40 protein-coding genes are annotated in these 24,976 nt (G+C 38.3%); 1 reads left to right on the forward strand and 39 read right to left on the reverse strand.

What is annotated here, in order from left to right; genetic code table 11:
• Nucleotides 1–66: 66 nt before the first annotated feature.
• Nucleotides 67–1,038 (forward strand): helix-turn-helix transcriptional regulator, encoded by a 972-nt coding sequence (locus tag AC13EX_RS23270; RefSeq protein WP_482894544.1) that lies wholly within the window; start codon nucleotides 67–69, stop codon nucleotides 1,036–1,038.
• A gap of 24 nt (nucleotides 1,039–1,062) precedes the next feature.
• On the opposite strand, the gene AC13EX_RS23275 is transcribed toward AC13EX_RS23270, so the two are convergent.
• From AC13EX_RS23275 to rpsJ, 39 genes are all read right to left on the reverse strand, one after another.
• Nucleotides 1,063–1,437, reverse strand: a complete 375-nt coding sequence (locus AC13EX_RS23275; protein ID WP_048642250.1) for a VOC family protein — start codon at nucleotides 1,435–1,437, stop codon at nucleotides 1,063–1,065.
• A gap of 157 nt (nucleotides 1,438–1,594) precedes the next feature.
• Nucleotides 1,595–2,626 carry a sugar phosphate isomerase/epimerase family protein gene (locus AC13EX_RS23280; RefSeq protein ID WP_482894545.1) on the reverse strand — a complete coding sequence of 344 codons (1,032 nt, stop codon included), beginning with the start codon at nucleotides 2,624–2,626 and terminating at the stop codon, nucleotides 1,595–1,597.
• A 491-nt stretch (nucleotides 2,627–3,117) separates the two neighbouring features.
• Nucleotides 3,118–4,335 carry a hypothetical protein gene (locus tag AC13EX_RS23285; RefSeq protein WP_482894546.1) on the reverse strand — a complete coding sequence of 406 codons (1,218 nt, stop codon included), beginning with the start codon at nucleotides 4,333–4,335 and terminating at the stop codon, nucleotides 3,118–3,120.
• A gap of 239 nt (nucleotides 4,336–4,574) precedes the next feature.
• On the reverse strand, nucleotides 4,575–5,453 hold the full coding sequence (cysM, locus tag AC13EX_RS23290) for a cysteine synthase CysM (RefSeq protein ID WP_482894547.1): 879 nt from the start codon (nucleotides 5,451–5,453) through the stop codon (nucleotides 4,575–4,577).
• An 11-nt stretch (nucleotides 5,454–5,464) separates the two neighbouring features.
• Nucleotides 5,465–6,301, reverse strand: a complete 837-nt coding sequence (locus AC13EX_RS23295) for a serine O-acetyltransferase (RefSeq protein WP_339710362.1) — start codon at nucleotides 6,299–6,301, stop codon at nucleotides 5,465–5,467.
• 15 nt (nucleotides 6,302–6,316) lie between these two features.
• Nucleotides 6,317–6,886 carry a hypothetical protein gene (locus tag AC13EX_RS23300; protein ID WP_482894548.1) on the reverse strand — a complete coding sequence of 190 codons (570 nt, stop codon included), beginning with the start codon at nucleotides 6,884–6,886 and terminating at the stop codon, nucleotides 6,317–6,319.
• Nucleotides 6,867–7,154, reverse strand: a complete 288-nt coding sequence (locus tag AC13EX_RS23305; RefSeq protein WP_048642244.1) for an FtsB family cell division protein — start codon at nucleotides 7,152–7,154, stop codon at nucleotides 6,867–6,869. Before AC13EX_RS23305 ends, AC13EX_RS23300 begins: the two co-directional genes overlap by 20 nt.
• 370 nt (nucleotides 7,155–7,524) lie before the next feature.
• On the reverse strand, nucleotides 7,525–8,802 hold the full coding sequence (gene eno, locus AC13EX_RS23310; protein ID WP_048642243.1) for a phosphopyruvate hydratase: 1,278 nt from the start codon (nucleotides 8,800–8,802) through the stop codon (nucleotides 7,525–7,527).
• Between the two features lie 21 nt (nucleotides 8,803–8,823).
• The gene (carA, locus tag AC13EX_RS23315; RefSeq protein WP_048642242.1) at nucleotides 8,824–9,915 is read right to left on the reverse strand and encodes a glutamine-hydrolyzing carbamoyl-phosphate synthase small subunit; all 1,092 of its coding nucleotides are present in this window, start codon (nucleotides 9,913–9,915) and stop codon (nucleotides 8,824–8,826) included.
• Nucleotides 9,916–10,042: 127 nt separating this feature from the next.
• Entirely contained in the window at nucleotides 10,043–10,603 is a 561-nt protein-coding gene (rplQ, locus tag AC13EX_RS23320) for a 50S ribosomal protein L17 (RefSeq protein WP_048642241.1), read from the reverse strand.
• Nucleotides 10,604–10,609: 6 nt separating this feature from the next.
• Nucleotides 10,610–11,599: a DNA-directed RNA polymerase subunit alpha gene (locus AC13EX_RS23325; protein ID WP_339710371.1), complete on the reverse strand. Its 990-nt coding sequence runs from the start codon at nucleotides 11,597–11,599 to the stop codon at nucleotides 10,610–10,612.
• Between the two features lie 32 nt (nucleotides 11,600–11,631).
• Nucleotides 11,632–12,237 (reverse strand): 30S ribosomal protein S4, encoded by a 606-nt coding sequence (rpsD, locus tag AC13EX_RS23330; RefSeq protein WP_048642239.1) that lies wholly within the window; start codon nucleotides 12,235–12,237, stop codon nucleotides 11,632–11,634.
• A 17-nt stretch (nucleotides 12,238–12,254) separates the two neighbouring features.
• Nucleotides 12,255–12,653 carry a 30S ribosomal protein S11 gene (gene rpsK / locus AC13EX_RS23335; RefSeq protein ID WP_014020645.1) on the reverse strand — a complete coding sequence of 133 codons (399 nt, stop codon included), beginning with the start codon at nucleotides 12,651–12,653 and terminating at the stop codon, nucleotides 12,255–12,257.
• 15 nt (nucleotides 12,654–12,668) lie between these two features.
• Entirely contained in the window at nucleotides 12,669–13,046 is a 378-nt protein-coding gene (rpsM, locus tag AC13EX_RS23340; RefSeq protein ID WP_048642238.1) for a 30S ribosomal protein S13, read from the reverse strand.
• A 5-nt stretch (nucleotides 13,047–13,051) separates the two neighbouring features.
• Complete coding sequence (rpmJ, locus tag AC13EX_RS23345; RefSeq protein WP_009034194.1) at nucleotides 13,052–13,168, reverse strand: 50S ribosomal protein L36; 117 nt, start codon at nucleotides 13,166–13,168, stop codon at nucleotides 13,052–13,054.
• Nucleotides 13,169–13,216: 48 nt separating this feature from the next.
• Nucleotides 13,217–13,435, reverse strand: a complete 219-nt coding sequence (gene infA, locus AC13EX_RS23350; protein WP_014020643.1) for a translation initiation factor IF-1 — start codon at nucleotides 13,433–13,435, stop codon at nucleotides 13,217–13,219.
• Nucleotides 13,436–13,437: 2 nt separating this feature from the next.
• The gene (map, locus tag AC13EX_RS23355) at nucleotides 13,438–14,211 is read right to left on the reverse strand and encodes a type I methionyl aminopeptidase (RefSeq protein WP_048642237.1); all 774 of its coding nucleotides are present in this window, start codon (nucleotides 14,209–14,211) and stop codon (nucleotides 13,438–13,440) included.
• Between the two features lie 3 nt (nucleotides 14,212–14,214).
• Nucleotides 14,215–15,531: a preprotein translocase subunit SecY gene (gene secY / locus AC13EX_RS23360; RefSeq protein ID WP_048642236.1), complete on the reverse strand. Its 1,317-nt coding sequence runs from the start codon at nucleotides 15,529–15,531 to the stop codon at nucleotides 14,215–14,217.
• Between the two features lie 3 nt (nucleotides 15,532–15,534).
• Entirely contained in the window at nucleotides 15,535–15,981 is a 447-nt protein-coding gene (rplO, locus tag AC13EX_RS23365; protein ID WP_020888630.1) for a 50S ribosomal protein L15, read from the reverse strand.
• A 55-nt stretch (nucleotides 15,982–16,036) separates the two neighbouring features.
• A complete protein-coding gene (rpmD, locus tag AC13EX_RS23370) occupies nucleotides 16,037–16,216 on the reverse strand; it encodes a 50S ribosomal protein L30 (RefSeq protein ID WP_048642235.1) in 180 nt (59 codons plus the stop codon).
• 4 nt (nucleotides 16,217–16,220) lie between these two features.
• Nucleotides 16,221–16,739 (reverse strand): 30S ribosomal protein S5, encoded by a 519-nt coding sequence (gene rpsE, locus AC13EX_RS23375; protein ID WP_048642234.1) that lies wholly within the window; start codon nucleotides 16,737–16,739, stop codon nucleotides 16,221–16,223.
• 5 nt (nucleotides 16,740–16,744) lie between these two features.
• Complete coding sequence (rplR, locus tag AC13EX_RS23380; RefSeq protein WP_048642233.1) at nucleotides 16,745–17,095, reverse strand: 50S ribosomal protein L18; 351 nt, start codon at nucleotides 17,093–17,095, stop codon at nucleotides 16,745–16,747.
• Between the two features lie 7 nt (nucleotides 17,096–17,102).
• Complete coding sequence (gene rplF, locus AC13EX_RS23385) at nucleotides 17,103–17,660, reverse strand: 50S ribosomal protein L6 (RefSeq protein ID WP_339710406.1); 558 nt, start codon at nucleotides 17,658–17,660, stop codon at nucleotides 17,103–17,105.
• 9 nt (nucleotides 17,661–17,669) lie between these two features.
• Nucleotides 17,670–18,065, reverse strand: coding sequence for a 30S ribosomal protein S8 (rpsH, locus tag AC13EX_RS23390; RefSeq protein WP_048642231.1), 396 nt, complete (start codon nucleotides 18,063–18,065; stop codon nucleotides 17,670–17,672).
• A gap of 83 nt (nucleotides 18,066–18,148) precedes the next feature.
• Nucleotides 18,149–18,418: a 30S ribosomal protein S14 gene (gene rpsN / locus AC13EX_RS23395; RefSeq protein ID WP_048642230.1), complete on the reverse strand. Its 270-nt coding sequence runs from the start codon at nucleotides 18,416–18,418 to the stop codon at nucleotides 18,149–18,151.
• 2 nt (nucleotides 18,419–18,420) lie between these two features.
• Nucleotides 18,421–18,981: a 50S ribosomal protein L5 gene (gene rplE, locus AC13EX_RS23400; protein ID WP_048642229.1), complete on the reverse strand. Its 561-nt coding sequence runs from the start codon at nucleotides 18,979–18,981 to the stop codon at nucleotides 18,421–18,423.
• Nucleotides 18,974–19,318 (reverse strand): 50S ribosomal protein L24, encoded by a 345-nt coding sequence (gene rplX / locus AC13EX_RS23405; protein WP_048642228.1) that lies wholly within the window; start codon nucleotides 19,316–19,318, stop codon nucleotides 18,974–18,976. The genes rplE and rplX overlap by 8 nt, the downstream gene beginning before the upstream one ends.
• 2 nt (nucleotides 19,319–19,320) lie before the next feature.
• On the reverse strand, nucleotides 19,321–19,689 hold the full coding sequence (gene rplN / locus AC13EX_RS23410) for a 50S ribosomal protein L14 (protein ID WP_014020631.1): 369 nt from the start codon (nucleotides 19,687–19,689) through the stop codon (nucleotides 19,321–19,323).
• Between the two features lie 3 nt (nucleotides 19,690–19,692).
• Nucleotides 19,693–19,956 (reverse strand): 30S ribosomal protein S17, encoded by a 264-nt coding sequence (rpsQ, locus tag AC13EX_RS23415; RefSeq protein ID WP_048642227.1) that lies wholly within the window; start codon nucleotides 19,954–19,956, stop codon nucleotides 19,693–19,695.
• 8 nt (nucleotides 19,957–19,964) lie between these two features.
• The gene (rpmC, locus tag AC13EX_RS23420; RefSeq protein ID WP_048644503.1) at nucleotides 19,965–20,159 is read right to left on the reverse strand and encodes a 50S ribosomal protein L29; all 195 of its coding nucleotides are present in this window, start codon (nucleotides 20,157–20,159) and stop codon (nucleotides 19,965–19,967) included.
• A 4-nt stretch (nucleotides 20,160–20,163) separates the two neighbouring features.
• Nucleotides 20,164–20,586 (reverse strand): 50S ribosomal protein L16, encoded by a 423-nt coding sequence (gene rplP, locus AC13EX_RS23425; RefSeq protein WP_048642226.1) that lies wholly within the window; start codon nucleotides 20,584–20,586, stop codon nucleotides 20,164–20,166.
• A 20-nt stretch (nucleotides 20,587–20,606) separates the two neighbouring features.
• Nucleotides 20,607–21,344 (reverse strand): 30S ribosomal protein S3, encoded by a 738-nt coding sequence (gene rpsC / locus AC13EX_RS23430; RefSeq protein WP_020888642.1) that lies wholly within the window; start codon nucleotides 21,342–21,344, stop codon nucleotides 20,607–20,609.
• 3 nt (nucleotides 21,345–21,347) lie between these two features.
• Complete coding sequence (rplV, locus tag AC13EX_RS23435) at nucleotides 21,348–21,737, reverse strand: 50S ribosomal protein L22 (protein ID WP_048642225.1); 390 nt, start codon at nucleotides 21,735–21,737, stop codon at nucleotides 21,348–21,350.
• Nucleotides 21,738–21,739: 2 nt separating this feature from the next.
• Nucleotides 21,740–22,018, reverse strand: a complete 279-nt coding sequence (gene rpsS, locus AC13EX_RS23440; RefSeq protein ID WP_014020625.1) for a 30S ribosomal protein S19 — start codon at nucleotides 22,016–22,018, stop codon at nucleotides 21,740–21,742.
• Nucleotides 22,019–22,020: 2 nt separating this feature from the next.
• The gene (gene rplB / locus AC13EX_RS23445) at nucleotides 22,021–22,845 is read right to left on the reverse strand and encodes a 50S ribosomal protein L2 (RefSeq protein WP_048642224.1); all 825 of its coding nucleotides are present in this window, start codon (nucleotides 22,843–22,845) and stop codon (nucleotides 22,021–22,023) included.
• A 13-nt stretch (nucleotides 22,846–22,858) separates the two neighbouring features.
• Entirely contained in the window at nucleotides 22,859–23,146 is a 288-nt protein-coding gene (gene rplW, locus AC13EX_RS23450; protein ID WP_020888646.1) for a 50S ribosomal protein L23, read from the reverse strand.
• A 4-nt stretch (nucleotides 23,147–23,150) separates the two neighbouring features.
• Entirely contained in the window at nucleotides 23,151–23,780 is a 630-nt protein-coding gene (gene rplD, locus AC13EX_RS23455) for a 50S ribosomal protein L4 (protein WP_048642223.1), read from the reverse strand.
• Nucleotides 23,781–23,784: 4 nt separating this feature from the next.
• Nucleotides 23,785–24,417 carry a 50S ribosomal protein L3 gene (gene rplC, locus AC13EX_RS23460; protein ID WP_048642222.1) on the reverse strand — a complete coding sequence of 211 codons (633 nt, stop codon included), beginning with the start codon at nucleotides 24,415–24,417 and terminating at the stop codon, nucleotides 23,785–23,787.
• A 247-nt stretch (nucleotides 24,418–24,664) separates the two neighbouring features.
• A complete protein-coding gene (gene rpsJ / locus AC13EX_RS23465; RefSeq protein ID WP_014020620.1) occupies nucleotides 24,665–24,970 on the reverse strand; it encodes a 30S ribosomal protein S10 in 306 nt (101 codons plus the stop codon).
• Nucleotides 24,971–24,976: the final 6 nt, after the last annotated feature.

Consider the following 24,976-nt stretch of genomic DNA (forward strand, 5'->3'; position numbering starts at 1 on the left):
CTCAGCAGAGTTATTTTTTTTTAATTCAATTAAAATTTAACTAGTTTTAATTGACCGCAATCTCCCATGAACAGACTAATCCGACTAACCGCTATCCTCACTCAATTACAGAGTAAAAGACACATTACTGCTGAAGAAATTGCTAACAGGTTTGAAATAAGTCTTAGGACGGTATACCGAGACATCAGAGCCCTTGAAGAAGCTGGCGTTCCTTTGACAGGCGAAACAGGCAAGGGGTATTCCCTAGTAGAAGGGTACAGGCTACCGCCGGTAATGTTTGATGAAAAAGAAGCATACTCATTATTGCTTGCAGAAAAAGTCATAGAAAAATTTACGGACAGAGAGATTAGCTTACGCTTTCAGTCTGCCCTAATCAAAATCAAATCCGTATTAAAAGACCGGCAGAAAACGGCCTTAAACCACCTCGATGAACAAGTGGTTTACTATAATAGAGACATGAATACTCCTGACAATAAAGGGCTGGCCATTCAAGGTATTTTGACAAGCTTATCTGATTTCCGAGTTCTTCAATTTAACTATACCACTTTTTTAAAAGAAGAAATTACAAGCAGAGCAGTAGAACCTGTAGGCATGTATTTTTCCAAAGAGAACTGGTATTTAATCGCTTATTGCAAACTCAGGGAAGATTATAGAACTTTCAGAATCGACCGAATTCGTGATCTGCAGGTAACAGAAAAAAAATTTACTACAAATCACCCTTCATTAAAATCGTACCTTAAAAAAATGGAGGAGGGACATCAGTTAACGAAAATAGTCATACAGATGGAAGCATCCCATGTGAAGTTTATTGATAGCCACAAATACAATCAAGGTTTTGTAATGCAGGAAAATATAGGGCAAAAAGTACAACTTACATTTATGGTCGGTTCTATAGAATTCTTTGCTAGATGGATAATATCCTTGGCTGACATCGTCACTATCATTTCCCCAAGCACACTTTCGGACAGGTTAGAAGCCTTGCTAACTTTAATAGTAAAAAAACTAAAAGAAGGGGGACAATCTCAAAAAGCCAATTGATCTAATGGCCTCATCGCTATTAAATCACGGCGCATGTTGGTCAATTAATATTACATTTCCATCGGGATCTTTGACCATTATGCTTTCAGGACCTTTACTATTTTCTTTAACTTCCTTATCAAGAGTCAAACCTTGTTTCTTAAGCTCATTTTGAATTTCTCTAACATCTTGATAATCCTCCAGCACATTTGCATCAGCATCCCATCCCGGATTAAATGTCAAGATATTCCCTTCAAACATGCCTTCAAATAGCCCGATAAGGGTATCCTCATTTTTCATGATGAGGTAATGATTTTCCTCAGCCCCTCCAAATTTTGAAAAACCTAACTTTTCATAAAATTCTTTGGATGCTTTTAAGTTCTTAACAGCAAGACTAACGGAGAATGCTCCTAATTTCATGATTGACTAAATTTAAATTTTAAAGCTATTTTGATTCAGTGGAGAAAATCTACTTCTCCACTGAATCTATAAATTTCACTACAAGTACCTCAAAAAGGAGGGTTCACCATAAAGCCTTTCACATCTTATTTTAAACAAGCGACCTTTCTTAACTTAGTTAGGCCAGTGACCTTCGGCAATATTCAAGGCATTTCTGAACCTCTTTGACTGCGTCAGATCCTTCAGGTATTTTATATTCAAGTTCAATAGTAGCTGGGAACTTGTATTTTTTACTTTGAATTTCACTTAACAATTCGACAATCGGTGTATCCCCTTCTCCCCAAGGAAGGTTATTTTGACCATTGGCAAGTGTTTGCCGATCTTTGGTATGCATACTCAAAATATGCTTGTGTTGCTTTTCAATAAGGCTTATAATATCAGTAAAACCAGCAGCAATATAATGCCCAGCATCTAAATTCATTGCATTTCTTGGACTTTGGGCCAAAGCTGTGTCCCAGAAGTCAAAGGTTTGCTGTGTGTGACCGTGGTACCCGACTGACATTTTGTTCTTTTCCCCCATCTTACCCAATTTTAAGGTACGAGCATCATCTGCGGGATGCTCTAAGGTAACATGAGAAGCACCCAAGGCTCTTGCCGCTTTCATACCATAAGCGATCTCAGCATCAGTATTATCCCTTCCAAAGGTACTGGGTTTGAAAGCATAGATACTTACACCCGCATCCTTGTAAATTTTTCTAAACTTCTCGAATTTTTTGAAATCAGTTTTTGCCCTCCAGTTTGCAACTGTGGCAGCATAGGCGCTTGCTTCTTTTTGCAGTTCACCTAATTCTTTTTCTTCATCGGAACTTAGTTTCCCCCCATTTCTTTTCTTGCGACCCAATTCGTTATACCTACCTCTGTTCATACTAGATTCAGGGATACCCGCAAAGGATTCAGCCGGTCCTCCCATAAGTTCTATAGCGCTAATTCCACTCTCGGTAACATATTTAAGCGTAGCCTCTGCACTTTGATCTGCTAGAGATCTGAAGGAATAGGTTATACACCCTATTTGAACGCCGTTTATTTTCGAATTCGGCTTATTATAGCTTTTGATAATTGCTGGCGCTCCATTTACAAGTGAAGTTGTGCCCAAAGCAAGGCCTGCAGTACCCAATACGGATTTTATTAAAAATTCTCTTCTATTATTCATCGAATGGTAATTTAGGTTTAAACTGTAATATAAGAATTGACTGACTAAAAATTATTCTTTTTCAGCCAAAAACTCAAATTGTCCACCAAATTATTAGTAGAAACTGTCTTTTCTGAAAGTAAAATACCTGTACCTCTACCATTGAAGATTATCATTCTAAAAAGCTAGGGCATCTTAATCTATAACCCAACCCTTTAACCCGAAATATTCAATAGACATTCTATTACGTGCTGAAATCGCTTTAAAATCAGCCACTTACCTATTCCCAACTCAGCCATAAGTATGCCATTAGTGGACCTGATGCACCTTAACGAATAGGTTAAGATAGGAATTGAGCTGGCTCTCTTCTGGTATAAAGTGCAGGAACAAAATGGTTCAATTGCAAACAAGAAATAGATCAAAATCTACCTTCTTATTCCTAGGTAAAAAAGGCCTGAAACAATAAAGTATGTCTCAGACCTTTTCAATGATAAGCGTAATTAAAAAAACCCTTATCTACTTACTTTATCTTTCAAATCAGTAATTATTTTCTCAATGACGTGCCGGTTACTCTCAAGATCAATACCAACTTGAGCTGCCAATGCCTCTAGGTCCGGTTCTTTCTCAGCTGTCACATCGGCTATTGCCAGTCCAGCCAACTCGTTTAGTTTCTGCAGTTGCTCATCCATTTCCTCCTCATTCTCTTGTTCAAATAGCAGTTCAAGAGGCATAAGTTCAATCTCCCGCTTTAATATTTCTGCAGCAGTGTTGTGCATGGAAGGACCTAAATAAATATCTGCATTTTTTTCTATTTTAACATCATATTTATCCAAGGCAGCTATTAAGGACTCAAAACCTTTCTCTGTTAATGCTGTGGCTTGTACGGTTTGACTTTTTTCATTGTAGTAGGCTACTGAGAAATGCGGTGAAACTTCCCAATCTTTTAAGCCAAGCCTATAAACACCTCCTGTATAGCTTACGTTAAAATCTCTCTCCATTTCCTGAACTTTGGCAATGGTCCCATCTTGCTCAGAAATCACCATTACCAAGCGCTCCCCTTCATGCACAACCGAAGGCTGTGTAGACCCAGCGAACAGCATCATGTACGGCACCGGATTTTTGTCAATGTCCGCCATCAATCCAGCTTCATCTTCGATCGAACTATTGAGTTCGGTAGCAAAAAAGAAAATATCGTCAGGGCTAAAACTCGCAAAACCTGACAAAGGGCCATAGGTTTGCCAACAAGTCCCATTATATCCAATAAGATTAAACCAAAGTTCCTTCTCCCCATCCCTGCTTACAATATCTTTTATGGATGGAGAATACAATAGGTAATTTTCACCCGAAAAAACATCTTCCATTTGATAAAAATCTTTTTCAGGCTGGCTCTTTACTTCTGAAAAGCTAAATCTCCATGGGTTTTCTGACTGGAAAGCCATCCAATCCCGCTTGCTTTCTTCAAGGTTGTTAATGGCTGCGTGCTTCAGGTATTTGGTTATTAGCCCACCTTTTTTCATTAACCTATGGATAATGTATTGGGATTTGAGCATATCAAACCATTGTCGGCCAAATTTCTCAGTTATGTGTTTATAAACATTTAACCTTTGATCTGCCTCCTTACCTAATTTATCTTTTTCGGCAGCATAGGACAAGAGAAACCTGTCCAAAATGGCTACACTTAAGGCTGTATTTTGTTCACAAGCCTTCTTTATCTTAAGAAAATCTTCCATGGGTAAAAGATAAGCCGAAATTAACTTTTCATCAAATGATTTTACTTCAGTAAAGAAAGAATTTATTTATTGGTATGTGCTATTGAGCTTAATTATATAAATAAAAGGTAAGCCAAAAACTAGCACATTTGTGCGTACAGGTTGGATTAAGCCGCTATCAAAAAAAACAAATACCTTAAAACAGTAGGGTATTGGTCAATAACATTCGATGCTAATCCTAAAAGTAGCCTAGCACTTTCTTAACCGAACAAATCGGAACTGAGGTACCGGTCTCCCCTATCGCAGGTAATACATACAATTACTCCACTTTCTAAAGAATTAGAAAGCTCTACTGCAGCATGCAAAGCACCACCACTACTCATGCCAGCCAATATCCCCTCTTCTTTAGCCATCCTTCTGGTCATATTGGTAGCCTGTTCTTGGCTTACGTCAATTACCTGATCGACTCTTTCCCTATCAAATATTTTCGGAAGAAACTCAGGTGACCACCTTCTAATGCCTGGTATACTTGATCCGTCAGTTGGCTGAGTTCCTACGATTTGAATGTCTTGGTTTTGCTCCTTGAGGTAGCGGGACACGCCCATAATTGTACCAGTTGTCCCCATAGCGGAAACGAAATGACTTACCCTACCATGTGTATCTTCAAATATCTCTGGACCTGTAGAGCGATAATGAGCCCAGTAATTGTCTGGATTTGAAAATTGATTGAGCATAAAATAGCCTTGGTTTTCTACCATTTCTTCAGCCAAAGTCCTGGCGTATTCTATGGACTTTTCTGCGGGCGTGAGGATCACCTTTGATCCGTAAGCCTCCATAGACAAGACCCGCTCTCTAGTAGCATTGTCGGGCATTATCAAGGTCATCTCAACACCCAATAGATTCGCTACCATAGCCAAAGCAATCCCAGTGTTGCCGGAGGTGGCTTCTACTAATTTCGCTCCTCTTTTGAAATCCCCTCTATCTAAAGCGGATTGAATCATATGATAAGCAGCTCGATCCTTTACAGACCCACCAGGGTTTTGACCTTCCAGCTTACAATAGATTTCCACATTGGGATTTACAGGGATATTTTCAAGTTTAATTAAAGGGGTATTACCTATAAGTTCAAATAACTTCATAATTGTAATTATCAGGCTTCGCTTTTAAGCACGTAAAAATCTGTTAGATTGGAAGCTCCATCCAACATTTTAGTTTGGTAATAAATTTTGCTTTTAGCAGGAATACTTTTGGTCAACCAGACATTTCCACCTACTACACTTCCTTTGCCTATAACTGTATCTCCCCCCAAAATGGTAGCCCCTGCATAGAGAACTACATCATCCTCTATTGTAGGATGCCTCTTTTTATCGGCATCTTCCTTATTGACACTCAAAGCACCTAAGGTGACGCCTTGGTATATCTTCACTCTATCTCCTACCAAAGTGGTTTCTCCTATCACAATCCCTGTGGCATGATCAATGCAAAAGAACCTACCAATCATGGCTCCGGGATGAATATCTACACCTGTTTTACTGTGTGCATATTCCGTAATCATTCTTGGGATCAATGAGATACCTAATCGATGTAATAAATGAGCTACACGATATGCTGAAATAGCATAAAACCCGGGATAACAACGAATTACTTCAGTTTTTGATTTGGCTGCTGGATCACCTTTGTACATGGCATCAAGATCTTCATGAAGCTTGTTGTACACCTCTTCTTCCAGTTTTTCAAAAAATTGGTTCGCTAAATCTTCTCCATTCCCATTATGAAGTGCTACATTCATTGTGAGAATTTTTTGAAGTTGTAACTTTAATTCAGAAAATTTCAATTCCAAACTTCCCTTATCTTTCAATGCCTCGCTTGAATGTTCGGGAAATAAAATTCCCAAAAGATCATCGAAAAAACGATTGATGACTTTCGGTGAAGGGCATCCTGGACATAAATTATGGGCTTTTTGTAATCGGTTTAAGAAAACTTCCATACTCAATCTATTACTTTAGAATACAAAACCGACGCGGAAAACATATGGTTCATTATAATTTGTCCTTTTGTTGTCATAACTGAAATTATATAAGGCCATAAAGTTCATCCCACCCCTATCTCCAAAGGGCACAAAGTAACCTGCACCTGCAAATAAGCTTGGCACCCATTCCCTTGTGAAGATGATGTCATTATTAGGGAGAGTATAAGGAAGTTCTAGGTTCAGAGCCTCGTATTCAGCATGGAGAAAAATTTGCCTAAACACATTGTATCTATTAAATACCCTTGCTCCATACACATGAGAAGCCCCATCAACATAATATTTGTTGTTATAATATTGGTAGGTAGCTCCCACTCCAGCGGAGTATTTCTCTGTAATCATTGCCCCTACTAGTGGGGATGCGTCTATATAAGTGATATTACCAAGTTGCAAGCTAAAATTACCTCCATAATACAAGCGATCTTTTAATGGAGGATTGTCTTCTTCATCAATAAATCTTTGCGCTTGTACTTCATTGCTTAGGAAACAGATGAAAACGACAAATAATAATGTCAGCCCTGCCGATTTATTCTTCAATAATAACATAAAGATCTTCCGTTTTTCTTTTCATTAAATACCGCTCTCGGGCGAATTTCTCAAGCAATTCAAAATTACTTAACAATTCCTCTCGCTCAACCTTAATCTTTTCCTTCCTTTCTTGATAAAATTCTTTTTGCCTTTCAAGTTCATTTAATTTTGAACGAAGTTTGAAATGACTAATAATATCATTGCTATCAATAAAAATCATCCACACAATGAATAAAACGGTGAAAACGAAGTAGAAGTTTTTGGTGTACTTTAAATATTTAGCCATGATCTGCTCCAGTGTTTCTACAAATATATTAAAAGAAAAACAATCCCTTCTTCCGGTGTCTTGAAATAACGCTAAAAGGTCCCGTAGAGTTATGTTTTAGAAAAAGGAACTGGTCAAAAGAATTAACTAAATACCAGCTTCCTGGAGGTAGGAAGGGTTACCTTAATAAATAAACAACTGATTTTTGCCTGTCCCAATAATTCAGTAGAATGGGAAATTACATGAAATTAAGCCCTTATATAAATTAAAACCTAACTCTACTATGATGAAGATTAAAAAGACAAAAGCCTTTTCAGGAATATCCTGGAAAGGCTAGTTATTGGCTCCATTAAGTATTGGAATCCTCTTGACTCAATAAAAGAACCTATTATTAGAATTTCAATCCTGGGAAATAGGCAGATTCTCCAAGTTGTTCCTCAATTCTTAACAATTGATTGTACTTGGCCATTCTATCAGACCTAGAAGCAGATCCGGTTTTAATTTGACCAGTATTCAATGCTACTGCAAGATCTGCAATTGTAGAATCTTCAGTTTCACCAGAACGGTGAGACATCACAGATTTGTATTTGTTTCTATGACAAAGGTCAACAGCATTAATCGTTTCTGTCAAAGAACCAATTTGGTTTACTTTAACTAATAATGCATTGGCAATTTGCTCATCTATTCCTTTTTGCAATCTTTCAACATTGGTTACGAACAAGTCATCACCAACGATCTGAATTTTGTCTCCAACATATTCAGTCATTAGTTTCCAACCATCCCAATCATCTTCTTGCATACCATCTTCAATGGATTTGATAGGGTATTTGCTTACCCAGTCTTTCCAGTAATCAGCCATTTGAGAAGAGGTCAACTCATCTCCAGTGGATTTTTTGAAAACGTACAAACCTTTTTCTTCGTCATAGAACTCAGAAGAAGCAGCATCCATAGCGATAAAAACATCTTCACCAGGTCTAAAACCAGCTTTTTCGATAGCTTGTAAAACGATTTCCACCGCTTCTACATTGGATCGTAAATTAGGAGCAAACCCACCTTCATCCCCAACGTTAGTGCTCAAGCCTTTGGCTTTAAGAACAGATTTAAGGTTGTGGAAGATTTGAGTACCCATTCTAAGTGATTCAGAGAAAGAAGCAGCACCAGCTGGCATCACCATAAACTCCTGAAAATCAATAGCATTATCAGCATGAGAACCACCGTTCAAGATGTTCATCATTGGAACAGGAAGGGTATTGGCATTTACTCCACCAATGTATCTATAAAGAGGCTGTCCTGATTCCATTGCTGCTGCTTTAGCTACTGCCAAAGAAACACCCAAAATAGCATTTGCACCAAGTTTAGATTTATTATTGGTGCCATCAAGGCTTATCATTATCTCATCTATCTGGTTTTGTTCAAAAATATCAAAACCGATAAGTTCAGGCGCGATCACATCATTAACATTAGAAACGGCTTTTAAAACTCCTTTTCCCATGTACACATTTTTGTCATCATCTCTAAGTTCAACAGCTTCGTGAACACCTGTGGATGCTCCACTAGGAACTGCAGCTCTACCGAAGGCTCCATTTTCTGTGAAAACATCAACTTCTACCGTAGGGTTACCACGGGAATCTAATATTTGTCTTGCGTGAATCGATTGAATTAATGTCATATCAATATTAAGTTAAATGAATTATTTCTGAATTTGTGAAATAAATTGGTCGAATAAATACCTGGAATCGTGAGGACCTGGAGAACTTTCAGGGTGATACTGAACAGAAAACGCTGGTTTATTGGTAAGTTTGATACCGGCAACAGTCCCATCGTTTAAGTGATAATGGGTGATTTCTAGCTCACTATTTTTATCAATATCCTCCTTATTGACAACGAAACCGTGGTTTTGAGAGGTTATCTCACTTCTACCCGTTAATATATTTTTAATCGGATGGTTTAGTCCCCTATGTCCATGGTGCATTTTATAGGTACCAACTCCGCAAGCTCTTGCTAAAATTTGATGTCCCAAACAAATACCAAAAAGAGGTTTACCTAAGTCGAGAATCTCCTTAGTTGTTTCCACTGCGTAGTTCATCACCGCCGGATCACCAGGTCCGTTGGAAAGGAAATAAGCATCGGGATTCCACTTTTCCATTTCTTGAAGACTGGTCTTAGCTGGGAAAACTTGGCAATAAACACCTCTCTCTGTAAGGCATTTCAATATATTCCTTTTGATACCATAATCCACACAAGCCACTTTAATTGACGCATCAGGATTCCCTATGAAATAGGGGCTTTTGGTAGACACGGTAGAGGACAATTCAAGTCCATTCATGTCAGGAACTTTTTCCAACTCAATTTTAAGACTTTCGATGTCTTCAAATTCAGAGCTAATAATGGCATTCATTGCACCACTAGACCTAATATGTCTAACCAATTTACGCGTATCAATATCGGAAATCCCGGTGATGTTATGCCCTTCAAGGTATTCTTGCAGGGAAGACTTTGCATCAAGTCTACTGTAAACATCAGAAAAATCATTTACAACAATGCCTGCAATCAAGGGGAAATCTGATTCTTGTTCTTCATCTACTACCCCATAATTACCTATATGAGGCGTAGTATTTACGATAATTTGCCCTGTATAGGAGGGGTCGGTATAAATCTCCTGATAGCCTGTCATCCCTGTATTAAAACAGATTTCGCCTCCGTTGGTACCATGGCTTCCAACAAGGTTTCCGGTAAATACTGTGCCATCAGCTAAAAGAAGTATTGCTTTTTTCTTTTTCATATCAAATTTTGCTATGCAAATTTAAGAATTTTCTAATTTGTAAAAAGCTTTCTGCGAAAAGGATATAAAAAAAGGGACTGAACAAAAAGCCCAATCCCTATTAATTTTAAAGAAGATATAGCATCGATTATTCTGCTTTTTTATCTTCATCCTTATTTTCAGCCTTGTCATCGGAAGAAGCTTCAGGTGCTTTTTCTGTTTCAGCACTTTCATTATTTTCTTCAACAACTTCAGCAGAAGTAGCACTTTCTTCACTAGAAGCCTTTCCAGAACCTCTTCTACTTCTCCTACTTGCCTTTTTAACTGGTTTTTCTTCTTTCAACATCAATTCATTGAAGTCAACCAATTCAATGATACACATTTCAGCGTTATCACCTAATCTAAAACCAGTTTTAATAATTCTTGTATATCCACCTGGACGGCTTCCTACTTTTTCTATTACTTCTCCAAAAAGAAGTTTAATAGCTTCTTTATTTCTAAGGTAACTAAAAGTTATCCTTCTATTGTGGGTAGTATCATCCTTGGCCTTTGTAATCAAAGGTTCGATATATTTCCTCAACTCTTTGGCTTTGGCAAGGGTGGTGCTGATCCGCTTGTGTTCCAAAAGAGACTTGGCCATATTCGAAAGCATGGCCTTTCTATGTGAGGCGGTTCTACCCAAATGGTTAAATTTCTTACCGTGTCTCATTTTTAATTATTCTTCATCAAGTTTATACTTAGACAGATCCATACCGAAGGTCAGGCCTTTTTCCTGGATAAGTTGTTCCAATTCTGCCAAAGACTTCTTACCAAAGTTTCTAAATTTCATCATATCAGAAATTTCAAGTTTGGCAAGGTCTCCTAGACTCTTAACATCGGCGGCTTTCAGACAATTGTAAGCTCTGACAGAAAGATCTAAATCACTCAAGGATGTCTTAAGTAATTTTCTCATGTGCAGATACTCTTCATCTATAGGCTCTATAGCACCACTTCCTGGCGCGTCGATAACCATAGTCTGATCTGAAAACAACATAAAGTGTTGAATCAAGATCTTAGCAGATTCTTGCAAGGCTTTTTCGGGATGTATAGACCCGTCAGTGCTGACCTCCATGATTAATTGCTCATAATCAGTCTTTTGCTCCACCCTGGTATTTTCGATTCTGTATTTTACATTTTTGATAGGTGTAAAAACAGCATCAACCGAGATCGTACCGTAAATCTGTTCCTTAGGTTTGGATTCTTCTGCAGGAAGATATCCCCTACCTTTATCAACAGTAAGTTCAATTTCTAGGCTTTTTGAATTATCCAAATGACATATGACCAAATCAGGATTCAAAACTTCAAAAGAGGTAGTGTATTTGGCAATATCTCCTGCGGTAAAAACATCCTGATTTTTAACTTCCACTGTAATTTTATTATCAATGGCATCATGGATTTTTTTGAACCTGACCTGTTTTAGGTTAAGGATAATATCTGTAACGTCTTCAACCACTCCCTCAATACTAGAAAACTCATGCACTACACCGGGTAATTTTACGGCAGTAATAGCATAACCTTCCAGTGAAGACAAAAGAATCCTTCTGAGGGCATTTCCGATGGTAACCCCGTACCCTTTTTCAAGTGGCTTAAAGGTAAACAGTCCGTGGAAATCGTCTGCTTTTTCCATTACCACTTTCTCTGGCATTTGAAATGCTAATATGGACATATCTTTAATTCTTTTAATAGGAATGTAAATGATTACTTAGAGTACAATTCTACGATAAGTTGTTCTTTTATGTTCTCAGGAATATCTTCTCTAATTGGAACATTTACAAACTTACCACTCAGGGATCCATTGTCCCATTCCAACCAACTGTATCTGGTTGTTCCTTTGCCTCTAAGACTTTCTGTAATAGCCTCCAATGATTTTGATTTCTCTCTCACAGCAATCACATCACCTGGCTTCAACTGAAATGAAGGGATATTCACTACAGTTCCATTAACAAGTATATGTTTGTGAGAAACCAATTGGCGTGCTCCTCTTCTCGTTGGTGCAATACCCAGTCTGTAAACCGAGTTATCCAAACGACCTTCCAACAATTGCAATAGGTTTTCACCTGTCACTCCTTTTTTCCTGGAGGCATGATCAAACATTTTAGCAAATTGTCTTTCCAATACACCGTAGATGTATTTGGCCTTTTGTTTCTCCATCAATTGAATAGCAAATTCAGACTGCTTTTTGCGTCTACCTCTGCCATGCATTCCTGGAGGATAATTTTTCTTCTGAAGCACTTTGCTTTGCCCTTCTATGGGCTCGCCAAATTTCCTGGCAATTTTTGCTTTTGGACCTCTATATCTAGCCATGCTATATTTTCTTTAAATTAAACTCTTCTGCGTTTTGGAGGACGACAACCGTTATGAGGTAATGGGGTAACATCAGTAATGGTCGTCACATCCAGCCCAACATTTTGTAAGGTTCTGATGGCAGATTCTCTACCAGCACCAGGACCTTTTACAAATACTTCAATCTTTCTAAGACCGAGGTCATACGCAACCTGCCCACAGTTTTGAGCAGCCATTTGAGCAGCATAAGGAGTATTCTTTTTGGAACCCCTAAAGCCCATTTTACCAGCAGAAGCCCAGGAAATAACTTGTCCTGAATTATTGGTAATGGATATAATGATGTTATTAAAAGAAGCTTTGATATGGGCCTGTCCCACAGCTTCTACTTTAACAACCCGCTTCTTAGCCTTTGTCTTTTCGTTTCTTTTCTGAGCCATAATCTATGTCAGGATTTATTTAGTCGCTTTCTTCTTGTTGGCAACAGTTTTTCTCTTACCTTTTCTGGTTCTGGCGTTGTTCTTGGTTTTTTGACCACGAACGGGAAGACCCTTTCTATGTCTCAAACCTCTATAACAACCAATATCCATCAGCCTTTTGATACTCAACTGTACTTCAGATTTAAGTACACCTTCAGTCTTGTATTCCTCAGCAATGATGTTCCTGATGGCGGTTGACTCATCATCATCCCACTCTCCGGCTTTCTTGTCTAAAGAAATACCCGCCTTATTTAGTATGGCTCTAGCCGTACTCCTGCCGATACCAAAAATATAGGTAAGGCCTATTTCACCACGTTTATTGTCCGGTATATCGACACCTGCAATTCTAGCCATAGTATTTAACCTTGTCTTTGTTTAAACTTCGGATTCTTTTTGTTGATGACATAAAGCTTTCCCTTTCTCCGGATCACTTTGCAGTCAACACTTCTTTTTTTAATAGATGCTTTAACTTTCATATCAATACTAATTTTCCTAATTTGATACTGCTTACTTACTACTACAATTTACTTGTAACGGTAGACAATTCTTCCTTTGGTAAGATCATAAGGAGACATTTCTAATTTAACCTTATCTCCTGGTAAAATTTTAATGTAATTCATTCGCATCTTACCGGAAATGTGTGCAATCAATTGGTGACCATTTTCAAGTTCCACCTTAAACATTGCGTTGGACAATGCTTCGACGATGGTACCGTCCTGCTCAATAGATGCTTGTTTAGCCATAATTAAAATTTAAAATTCTCTTCTATAAAACGATGTGTTGTCAAGATTTCGGTTTTATCCTCTAATATGGCAACCGTATGTTCATAATGGGCAGAAGGCTTACGATCAGCAGTCCTGATTGTCCAACCATCCCTTTCTTGAACAACATTTCGAGTACCTAGGTTAACCATTGGTTCTATGGCTATAACCATCCCTTCTTTTAGTTTGGCACCACTTCCTCTTTTTCCCCAATTGGGAACTTCTGGAGATTCGTGAAGTTGTTTTCCAACTCCATGGCCTACTAATTCTCTAACAACAGTGTATCCTTTTGCTTCTACAAATTTCTGTATTGCATTGCCGATATCACCAACACGGTTACCTAAAACCGCTTTTTCTATCCCTAAATAAAGGGATTCCTTTGTAGCTTTTAAAAGTGCAATCGTCTTGGGAGAAACTTCACCAACAGGGTAAGTATAAGCGGAATCGCTATGAAAACCTTGGTGAAAGACTCCACAATCTATTGAGATTATATCGCCATCTTTCAATTGATATTGACTGGGAAATCCATGAACTACAACTTCATTCACGGAAATACACAGAGATGCCGGGAAACCATTATACCCTTTAAAGGATGGAATGGCTTTATTATCCCGGATAAATTCTTCAGCAATTTTATCTAAAAAAGAGGTCTTTACCCCTTCTTTCACATGTTTGGCTACTTCGCCATGCGCCTTTCCTAAAATCAGCGCACTATCTTTTATTATTTCAATTTCTTCTGCAGTCTTAAACTGTATCATACCTTAAGCTACAGCATAACTTGATGGGTCATTTTTCATGTTCCCACTCTTCATCATACCTTCATAATGTCTCATCAACAGGTAACTTTCTATCTGTCTCAATGTATCCAAAATTACGCCTACCATAATCAATAGAGAAGTCCCTCCATAAAACTGGGCAAACTCACTACTAACTCCTGCAATAATTGCAAAGGCTGGCATGATGGCTACCAAAGCCAATAGTATAGAACCAGGTAAAGTTATTCTTGATATGATATTATCAATGAAATCACCAGTTGGTCCTCCGGGTTTAATCCCCGGTACAAAGCCACCATTCCTTTTCATGTCTTCTGCAATTTGCTCGGGGTTAACCGTAATAGCAGTGTAAAAGAAGGTGAAAAGAATGATCATCAATGCAAAGACAAGATTGTATTGCCAAGATGTGAAATCACTAAATGTAGTTCCAATATAAGAGGCAATGTCGCTGCTGTCAGCCCAAATTTGAGCAATCAATGCTGGTAAAAACATCAATGATTGAGCAAAGATAATGGGCATAACTCCAGAGGCATTCACCTTAATAGGAATGTATTGTCTCTGACCACCGTAAACTTTGCCACCAACTACTTGCTTGGCATATTGAACAGGGATTCTTCTTACTGCTTCTGTAAGGGCTACAACTCCAACTACTACAAAGAAGAGGATAACGGCTTCAAGAAGAAGCAACAAGATACCTCCGCCTCCTTTAGATAAACTTTCGGAGATTATGGCGCCAGGCAATGCAGAGATGATACCTATCATGATCAACATGGAAATACCATTCCCGATACCTTTTTCAGTAATTTTCTCACCTATCCACATACAGAACATAGTCCCGGCTGTCAATAGAACAAGAGCAGACGTTAAAAATAGCGTTTTATCGATAACAATGGCTTCATCGGGGATAGTGGCTGTAATATAACCAATACCTTGTGCCAGGGTTATCAAGATGGTAAGAACCCTCGTAATTTGATTGATTCTTTTCCTGCCAGATTCTCCATCCTTTTGTAATTTTTGAAAATAGGGTACGCCAACAGTCAACAATTGAAGTACAATTGAAGCAGAAATATAGGGCATAATACCCAAGCCAAAAATGGACGCCCTACTGAAAGAACCACCTAAGAAGGTATCAATCAATCCGAATATACCAGAAGCTGCCTCTCCAAGGCGACTTGGATCAACACCTGGTAGGACGACAAAGGATCCTATTCTGAAAACAATTAGCAAACCAATTGTATTCAAGATTCTGATTCTTAAATCCTCAATCGAAAAGATGTTCTTTACTGTTGTAATAAACTTTTTCATGTATTAAATCTTATTTACAGATCCTCCAACTTTTTCAATCGCCGCTATGGCACTAGCAGAGAAACTGTGGGCGCTTACGTTTAATTTGGAAGTAAGTTCGCCTCTTCCTAGGACTTTTACAAGATCTTTTTTGGAAACTAACCCATTTTGATGTAAAACATCGAAATCTATACTGTCCGTGTTAAGCTTACTCGCCAACTCCTGAATAATATCAAGGTTTACGGATTGATAGGCTACCCTATTGTGATTAGTAAATCCAAATTTTGGTACCCTACGTTGAAGAGGCATTTGACCACCTTCAAAACCTAGTTTGGTTTTATAACCAGACCTGGATTTCGCACCTTTGTGCCCTTTAGTGGATGTACCTCCTCTACCAGAACCTTGACCTCTACCGATCCTTTTTCTGGTTTTTATGGAGCCCTCCGCTGGTTTTAATGTATGTAATTTCATTTTACTTAGATTTTCGATTAGTTTAAATATTAAACAACTTTTAGGTCATCTAATATTAAACTTCCTGTACCTTAACTAGATGGCTTATTTTTTGGATCATACCTTGTAACTGTGGGCTGTCATCCTTTTCCACTGTTCGGTTGATCTTACCTAGTCCCAAAGCAGCAATAGTAGCTTTTTGAGATTTGGGTCTATTAATTATACTCCTTATCTGAGTGATTTTTATTTTTGCCATTTTCTTAACCGTTAAAAACTTTAGCAATTTTAATCCTTCTCTGTTGAGAAACAGCGATAGCATCTCTCAATTTTAAAAGCGCTTCTATAGTCGCTTTAACCACGTTATGTGGATTAGAAGAACCTTTTGATTTGGCAAGAATATCTGTATATCCAGCACTTTCTAAAACAGCACGCATAGAACCACCAGCCAAAACTCCAGTACCAGGTGCAGCAGGTTTAATTAAAACCAAACCACCACCATATTTACCTAATTGCTCGTGAGGGATAGTACCTTTAAGCAATGGAACTTTAATCAAATTTTTCTTAGCGTCTTCTATACCTTTGGTAATCGCATCGGTAACCTCATTGGCTTTACCTAAGCCATAACCAACTACACCATTACCATCACCTACCACAACGATTGCTGAGAAGGAGAATCTTCGTCCACCTTTAACAACCTTTGCTACACGATTAATGGCAACAACTTTTTCGGTTAATTCTGTATCTGTAGCCCTGATGGGTCTTTTACTTACTTGGGACATAATGATTAAAATTTAAGGCCTCCTTCTCTGGCACCTTCTGCCAAAGCTTTTACATTACCATGATAAAGATATCCACTTCTGTCGAAAACAACTTCATTCACTCCGTTAGAAACAGCTTTTTCAGCTAATTTTTTCCCAACTTCTTTTGAAACAGATACATTCACATTTTTAATAGCACCCAGTTCTTTGGATGAAGCTGCTGCAAGAGTTTGACCTTTTAAATCGTCAATCAATTGTGCATATATTCCTGTATTACTTTTAAATACAGAAAGTCTTGGCCTAGCATCAGTACCTGAAATTTTCCTTCGGATACCTCTCTTTATTCTCAGTCTTCTAGTTTTTTTCTTGAAAGCCATCTTCTAATTATTTTTTAGCGGCAGTTTTACCAGCTTTACGTCTAATAATTTCTCCTACAAACTTAATACCTTTGCCTTTGAAAGGTTCAACTTTACGTAGGGATCTTATTTTAGCAGCTACCTGACCTATTAATTCTTTGTCGATACTCTCTAAAGTAACCAAAGGATTTTTACCTTTAGGAGTTTCAGTTTTGATAGCAACTTCCTCAGGGACAGCCAAAAATATACTGTGTGAATATCCCAAAGCAAGTTCAAGAATTTGACCTTGATTAGTAGCTTTATAACCTACACCTACTAGTTCCAATTCTTTTTTGTAACCTTCAGTTACACCTATCACCATATTATTTAACAAAGAGCGGTAAAGCCCATGTAGTGATTTGTGGCGTTTTGAATCAGTTGGCCTTACTATGACCAGGTTACCTTCTTCAACTTCTACTGTAAAATCAGGATGAACATCCTGAGTCAGTGTACCTTTGGGACCTTTAACAGTTATCTGATTGTGATCAGAAACGTCTACAGTCACACCCGCAGGTAGATTTATCGGTTTTTTACCTATTCTAGACATATCAATTTATTAGTAAACGTAACAAAGTACTTCACCACCCACACCTTCAACGCGGGCTTCTTTGTCAGTCATTACACCTTTTGACGTAGAAAGAATTGCAATACCCAAACCATTAATTACTCTGGGAAGAGATTCTTTATCTACGTATTTTCTTAAACCTGGCTTACTTACTCTTGTAAGGCTTACAATAGAATTTTCTTTGGTTTGAGGGTTGTACTTCAGGGCTATTTTAATAGTTCCCTGAGGTCCTTCCTCAACAAATTTATAATTCTGAATGTAACCTTTTTCAAAAAGAACTTTAGTAAGTTCTTTTTTGATGTTAGAAGCAGGTATTTCTACTATCCGGTGAGTTGCCTTGATGGCATTCCTCAACCTGGTTAGATAATCAGCTATTGGATCAGTCATATTTGTATTAGTCTAACTACAAAACCCTAACGGGCCTGCAAAGTTACACAATGAAATTAAGAATAAAAACTATTATATAATTTTTACCAGCTAGACTTGGTTACACCCGGAATTTTACCAGCGGAAGCCATTTCTCTAAAAGTCACCCTATTGATGCCAAATTTTCTCATGTATCCTTTCGGACGGCCGGTAAGTTTACAACGGTTATGAAGCCTTACTGGAGAAGCGTTCTTTGGAAGCTTATCCAATGCTTCATAGTCACCTGCTGCTTTAAGCGTAGCGCGTTTATGAGCGTATTTAGCTACCATACGCTCTCTTTTTCTTTCGCGGGCTTTTATCGATTCTCTTGCCATAACTATTCTTCTTTATTATTATTTACGAATGGCATACCTAGGGACTTCAACAAAGCATGCGCTTCTTCGTCAGTTTTCGCAGTAGTCACCAAAGTGATGTCCATACCAGAAATCCTATTTACCTTTTCGATACTAATTTCAGGGAAAATAATTTGCTCTGTTACTCCCAACGTATAGTTTCCTCGGCCATCAAATCCTTTATCAGAGATTCCTTTGAAATCCCTAACCCTTGGTAAAGCGATGCTTACCAAACGATCAAGAAATTCATACATTCTGTCTCCTCTAAGTGTAACTTTGGCGCCAATTGGCATACCATCTCTTAACTTAAAGTTTGAGATTGAATTTTTAGCTTTAGTTGCTACTGCTCTTTGACCAGTAATCAGTGTAAGTTCTTCAACTCCTTGATCGACCAACTTTTTGTCTGCCACAGCAGCACCAATACCTTTGTTCAAGACAATTTTTGTCAATTGAGGTACTTGCATCACACTTCCGAATTGAAATTTATCTTTCAATTCAGACTTGATTTCGTTGTCGAATTTTTCTTTTAATCTAGGTTTAGCCATTGATCACCTCCCCGGTTTTCTTAGAGTATCTTACTAATTTTCCGTCCTCATTCTTTTTTCGACCTATTCTGGTAGCGTCTCCTGTTTTAGGATCTACCAATTTAAGGTTACTGATATGAATGGGAGCCTCTTTCTTTTCTATACCACCTTGAGGAGAGTTAGTTGTAGGTTTTATATGTTTGGTTACCATATTTAAACCTTCTACTATTGCCCTTCTTTTGGCTCGGTCAACAGAAAGGATCTTACCTTGTTTGCTTTTATCATCTCCTGCGATCACCAATACGGTATCACCAGTTTTGATATGCAATTTCGGTTGTTTGTTAAATTTTCTTTCCATGATTACAATACTTCAGGGGCTAACGATACAATTTTCATAAACTGCTTTTCCCTAAGTTCCCTGGCAACTGGGCCGAAAATACGGGTACCTCTAGGTTCGTCATTGTTATTTAAAAGCACAGCTGCATTATCCTCAAATCGGATATACGAACCGTCTTTTCTTCGGACTTCTTTTTTGGTCCTTACGATCACCGCTTTAGAAACGGTACCTTTTTTCATATTACTGGATGATAGGGCTGATTTAACAGTGACTACAACCTTGTCTCCAATAGAGGCATACCTTCTTTTGGTTCCTCCCAAAACACGGATTACAAGTACTTCTTTTGCACCTGAATTATCCGCTACACTTAATCTGGATTCTTGCTGTATCATGATTTATAATGCCCTTTCTATTATTTCCACCAATCTCCAACGCTTGCTCTTACTCAGCGGACGAGTTTCACTGATTTTAACCAAGTCTCCTTGCTTACAATCATTGTTTTCGTCATGAGCCATGAATTTGGTCGTTTTACCAACAAATTTACCGTAAATAGGGTGCTTTACTCTACGCTCTATCGCTACGGTTATGGACTTATCCATTTTGTTGCTAACTACCTTTCCTATTCTTTCTTTACGAAGGTTTCTATCTGTAGTAGCCATTTTGTTTCTTATTTAGCTAGTTGTTTGGCTCGTAAAAACGTATTCAACCTTGCAACCAAACGCCTTGATTCTCTTATTCTATTTGGATTTTCTATGGGTGAAATAGCATGAGCAAAACGTAATTTTGTCAAGTTCTCCCTTTCCGCATCTATGCGGGATTGTATTTCGCTCTCAGTTAGAGCGTTGATTTCAGAATTTTTCATCAGCTTATGATCCAACGTAATCTCTACGTACGATAAATTTTGTACTTACAGGAAGCTTTTGTTGTGCTAGTCTTAGAGCTTCCTGTGCAACTTCCACGGAAACACCAGTAGCTTCAAAAAGGATTGTTCCTGGTCTGATAACTGCTACCCAGTATTCAGGAGCTCCTTTACCTTTACCCATCCTTACCTCTGCAGGCTTTTTAGTGATCGGTTTATCTGGAAATATTCGGATCCAAACTTGTCCTTCCCTTTTCATTGCTCTTGTCATTGCAATACGGGCAGCTTCTATTTGTCTCGAAGTGATCCATCCAGGCTCCAGGGATTTGATGCCGAAATTACCAAAGGCCAAAGTATGACCTCTTTGGGCAATTCCTTTGATCCTCCCCTTATGCATTTTTCTAAATTTCGTTCTTCTTGGCTGTAACATGATTGCTCAGTTAAGGATGTTTAGTTGTTTCTTTTTCTTCTCTTAGGCCCACCTTCTCTTCTTCTTCTGTTACCAGCAGGAGCATTTCCTTTGGAGTCATTACTTAGTCCGGCATTTGGAGAAAGATCTCTTTTACCATAAACTTCGCCTTTGAATATCCAAACTTTGATACCGATTTTACCATAGACTGTTTGTGCTTCAGAAAGGGCATAATCCACATCTGCACGAATAGTGTGCAAAGGAATTCTACCTTCTTTGTACATTTCAGATCTAGCCATTTCAGCACCACCTAATCTACCGGAAAGTTTTACTTTAATCCCTTCAGCGCCCACTCTCATGGTAGCAGCAATGGATTGTTTCATAGCTCTCCTAAAAGAAATCCTGGCTTCCAATTGCTGTGCAATGGATTCACCAACCAACTTAGCATCTAATTCAGGACGTTTGATTTCAAATATGTTGATTTGAATGTCCTTATCTGTAATTTTCTTAAGTTCTTCTTTTAGCTTATCCACCTCAGAACCACCTTTTCCAATTACTACACCAGGTCGGGCAGTTTGAATGGTAAGGGTAATTCTTTTAAGAGTTCTTTCAATAATCACCTTAGAAATACCGCCTTTAGGTATCCTGGCAAAGACGTATTTTCTGATGTTCTGGTCTTCATAAAGCTTATCAGCGAAATCGCGTCCTCCATACCAGTTAGAGTCCCACCCCTTAATGATACCAAGCCTTAAACCAATTGGGTTAACTTTTTGTCCCATATTTTAGTTTACTTTTTCATTTGATTCAACAACATCAGCGGTAACATTTTCTCCAACGGAGTCTACTACAAGCGTTACATGATTTGATCTTTTACGGATTCTATGTGCTCTACCCTGTGGTGCAGGTCTTAGCCTCTTTAACATCCTACCTCCATCTACAGAGATGGTCTTGATATACAATTCTGCATCTTCAAGCTTTTCATCAGGATTTTTCGCCTGCCAGTTGGCAATAGCGGATAACAACAGCTTTTCAAGCCTGATAGATCCATGATTAGGCGTAAATTTCAAGATGCTTAATGCCTGACCTACTTTCTTTCCCCTTACCAGATCCGCAACCAGACGCATCTTTCTGGGAGAGGTAGGAACATTATTTAATTTTGCTATAGCTTCCATGATTATCTCTTTCCTTTATCTTTTTTGGCAATGTGTCCACGGAAATTTCTGGTAGGTGCAAATTCACCTAACTTATGACCAACCATATTGTCTGTCACAAAAACAGGAATAAATTTGTTTCCATTGTGCACTGCAAAGGTTAGTCCTACAAAATCCGGAGAAATCATCGACCTCCTGGACCAGGTTTTGATCACGGATTTCTTTCCAGATTCGTTCATAACATCCACTTTCTTTAGTAAGTGGTGCTCTATATATGGGCCTTTTTTTAACGAACGTGCCATGTTTACTTAGTTCTTCTGCTAATGATAAATTTATTGGAGTACTTTTTGGGCGAACGAGTCTTTTTACCCTTGGCCAACAAGCCTGTTCTAGAACGTGGATGACCACCTGAAGAACGGCCTTCACCACCACCCATAGGGTGATCAACAGGGTTCATAGCAACACCTCTAGTACGAGGTCTTCTTCCAAGCCATCTTTTACGACCAGCTTTTCCAAGTACTACGTTCATATGGTCACCATTAGAAACAGTCCCAATAGTAGCCTTGCAAGTACCCAAAACGACTCTCATTTCACCAGAAGGCAATTTGAGGGTTACGTATTTACCTTCTCTCGCTAGAAGCTGCGCGTATCCACCAGCACTTCTTGCCATTGCTCCACCTTTACCAGGCTTCAATTCAATGTTATGAATAATTGTACCTAGAGGGATATTTCTTAAATACAAAGTATTGCCAACTTCAGGGCTTGCTCCTTCTCCAGAAACAACCGTTTGACCTACTTCAAGTCCCTCAGGAGCAATCATATAAGCTTTAGTACCATCCACATAAAATAACAAAGCTATCCTTGCTGTTCTGTTTGGATCGTATTCTATAGATTTAACTACAGCTGGAACGCCTTCTTTATTTCTTTTGAAATCGACGATCCTAAGCCTTTTTTTATGTCCACCTCCGATATATCTGGAGGTCATTTTACCACTATGATTCCTGCCACCACTTTTCTTCAAAGGAGCCAAAAGGCTCTTTTCCGGCTTAGAAGTTGTGACTTCATCAAATGAAGGCGCCACTCTAAAACGGGTACCAGGAGTTACAGGTTTTAATTTTTTAACTGCCATTGCTCTGATTCAATTAAATTTCTCCGTAAAAATCAATGATTTCACCTTCTGCTACCTGTACCATTGCCTTCTTGAAGGTGTTGGTATATCCAGAAACAATTTTAGCTTTGGTGTACCTTGTCTTTTTCTTTGCAGCATAACGCATGGTGCGTACTTCAACCACTTTGACACCGTACATTTTCTCTACGGCATCTTTTATTTGAGGCTTCTTTGCAGTTCTTTCAACTACAAAACCATACACCCCACGTTCGTTCATGGCTGAGATCTTTTCTGTAATTAAAGGTCTTTTTAATATATCCATGATTTTACTTCGATAAAAGGGTTTCTAACTTACTTACAGCACCTTCACAAAGAACAAGACTATCAGCATCAAGTAATTCATAAGTATTCAATTCACTGAATACTCTTACTTTAGCTTTAGGTACGTTCCTAGATGACAAATAAACATTTGGGTTGTTTTCACCAACCACTAGAAGTGTCTTTTTATCTGATAAAGATAGTTTGGACAACAGATTGATATAATCCTTGGTCTTAGGTGCATCAAAAACCAAATCTTCCAAAATCACTAAACCGTTTTCTTTGGCTTTGTAACTTAGTGCAGACTTTCTGGCAACCTGCTTCAATTTCTTATTTAACTTAAAAGAGTAGTCTCTTGGCTTAGGGCCGAATACTCTTCCTCCTCCTCTGAAAATTGGAGATTTGATAGAGCCAGCACGTGCGCTACCGGTACCTTTTTGTTTTTTAATCTTTCTGGTAGAACCGGAAATTTCAGCTCTTTCTTTAGATTTATGCGTACCCTGTCTTCTATTGGCCAAATACTGTTTTACATCCAGGTATATGGCGTGATCATTGGGCTCCATGGAGAAAATATCTTCAGAGAGCGTGATCTTCCTTCCGGTCTCTTCACCGGTTTGTTTTAATATTGCTAATTCCATCTTATTACTTCTCTAGAATCACAAAAGAATTTTTGGCTCCCGGTATAGAACCACTAACTAATAGCAGGTTCTTTTCAGGATATATTTTAAGTACTTTTAAATTAAGTACTTTGACCCTGTTACCACCGGTTCTTCCTGCCATTCTCATGCCTTTAAAAACCCTTGAGGGCCAAGAGCAAGCACCGATAGAACCTGGATGACGTTGTCTGTTGTGCTGGCCGTGAGTGGCACCGCCAACTCCTGCAAACCCATGACGCTTAACAACACCTTGGAAACCTTTTCCTTTGGAAGTTCCTATAGCATCAATAAAATCACCTTCGACAAAGATCTTGTCAGATACCACAGTTTTACCCATGTCTACCTGACCTTCGAATTCCACTCTGAAATCCCTAAATTCAACAACTTTCTGCTTTGGAGTTGTACCAGCCTTTTTGAAATGGCCGATTAATGGTTTGGGCGTATTTTTTTCCTTACGCTCACCATAAGACAACTGTACAGCGTTGTACCCGTCTGATTCTACATTTTTTACTTGCGTCACTACGCAAGGACCAGCTTCTATTAACGTGCATGCGACATTTCGTCCATCGGCACTAAAAATACTAGTCATTCCGATTTTCTTACCTATTATTCCAGACATCTTTGGATATATGATATACAATGATTCACAAGTGTATACACACCTGTCCCCTTTAAAGGATTGCAAAGTTAGTAATTTAATTTCAGGTAACAAACTGCAACCTGAATATTTTCAAACAATTAGCTTAGGAAACATCCCCAAACAAATGAAAATTCTAAGATTTATTTAAAGCAAAGCGAAATGTTTGCTCCAAAAAAAAACCTGCACCACAATTGGTACAGGTTTTTCTAAATATTATAAGTGAAGATCACACTTTAATTTCAACATCTACTCCACTTGGAAGTTCGATTTTCATCAAAGCATCTACTGTTTTAGAACTGTTAGAGTAAATATCTACCAATCTCTTGTAAGTACAAAGCTGAAATTGTTCTCTAGCTTTTTTGTTTACGTGTGGAGATTTCAATACTGTAAATTTCTCTTTTTTAGTAGGAAGAGGAATTGGCCCAACAACTACTGCACCTGTAGATTTTACAGCTTTCACGATCTTCTCTGATGACTTGTCCACCAGGCTATGATCGTATGACTTTAGTTTTATTCTGATTTTTTGATTCATGTTCGA

This window comes from Cyclobacterium sp. L-R, from assembly GCF_056859355.1.